Genomic DNA, 1,595 nt, shown 5'->3' with positions numbered 1-1,595 from the left:
GTGATGAGCTGCAGGGGCTGCCCCTTGAGGCTGGCGTTCCAGGCCGTCGCCAGGGCATCCATCAGAATGGACTGGTGGACCGGCTTGACCAGGTATGCCGCAAACCCGACGTCCTGCATCCGCTTGGCGTCGCCGCGTTTGCCGATGGAGGCGATCATGATGAGCACCGTCTGCCTCAGACGGTCATCCCCCTTGATCCGGCGGCCCAGCTCTTCGCTTTCACTGTGCTCATCGTGGTATGCGATGATGGCCATCTGGAAGGGATCCCCGGCCTCGCAGTCCCGGAGCAGCAGTTGAATCGCCTCGTCGTTCGAGCTGCAACTGGCGTGGCGCATGCCCCAGCCGGCGACCTGTTCCTCCAGGGTGCGGCGGTTGATCTCCCGGTCGTCGACGATGAGAAGCCGGACCCCCGAGAGATCGGCCTCCTCGACGACGCTGACAGCGGTCTCCTGATCGATCGTCATCGGAAGGGTGAACCAGAACGTGGAGCCCTTCCCTTCCCGGCTCGTCACCCCGATCGTGCCGCCCATGCATTCGACGAGCTGTTTGGAAATGGCCAGTCCCAGGCCCGTGCCTCCGTAGCGGCGCGTCGTGGACGTGTCGGCCTGGGTGAACTTTTCGAAGATGTATTCCAGTTTCCCTTCGGGGATCCCGATCCCCGTGTCTTCCACGCTGAAATGGAAGGACGGGGAGCCGTCCGGTTTCGTCTCGCAGCTCACGCTGATGATGACGTGGCCCTTCTCGGTGAATTTGATGGAATTGCTCACCAGGTTCGTCACCACCTGCCGGATGCGGCCGGGATCGCCGATCACGCGGCGCTCGGCCCCGCAGAGATAGCGCACGATCAGGCTCAGTCCCTTCTCGTCGGCCTTCACGACCAGCAGGTCGGCCAGCTTTTCCACGGTGGTGCGCAGGTCGAAGGGAATGGGCTCGATGGTGAGCTTTCCCGCCTCGATCTTCGAGAAGTCCAGGATGTCGTTGATGAGGGCCAACAGGTTCTCCGCCGACAACTTGACGGCCTCCGCGTATTCCCGCTGCTCGCCGTCGAGCTCCGTCTCCTGCAGCAGCGTCGAAAACCCGATGATCCCGTTCATGGGCGTGCGGATCTCGTGGCTCATGTTCGCCAGAAATTCCGACTTGGCGCGGTTGGCCGCCTCGGCGGCCTGGGCCATGATGCCGGCCCGCTCGATGGATTCTTCGAGTTGGCGGTTGATGGCCTCGAGCTCCCGGTTGATCCGCTCGGCTTCATCCTTGGATTTCTTCAGGCCCTCCTCGGCCTGCTTGCGCTCCGTGATGTCCAGCATGGATGCGATGCTGTGCGTGGTGCCCGGGATCAGGGCAACGCTCAGCAGAACATGCCGGATGCGGCCCTCGCCGTCCCGCATCTTGAGCTCGTAGCGGCGGGGAACCGAATCGGGATCCTGCCGCCTCATGTCGTGGTACGTCATGAGCCTCAACAGCTCGTCGGGAGGCGTGAACTCGATCCAGCTTCGCCTCCCCTCAATCTGGTGCCGCGGAAGCCCTGTGAATTTTTCGAACTCCGTGTTCACCAGCGCGATCGTGGTGTCGTCCTCGATGATCACCATGGCCGTGCC

Annotated in this window: 1 protein-coding gene; it reads right to left on the bottom strand. The window is 63.1% G+C overall.

Annotation, left to right across the window (positions count from 1 at the left end; all coding sequences use genetic code 11):
- Nucleotides 1–1,595, bottom strand: a 1,595-nt coding sequence (locus WB308_RS03480) for an ATP-binding protein (RefSeq protein WP_424189036.1), incomplete at both ends; no start/stop codon positions are given.

It is taken from the genome of Sulfuricurvum sp. (assembly GCF_049587615.1).
Lineage (GTDB): Bacteria > Campylobacterota > Campylobacteria > Campylobacterales > Sulfurimonadaceae > Sulfuricurvum.
Note: the sequence above shows the minus strand (reverse complement) of the source record. Positions and strands in the feature narration are given on the sequence as shown.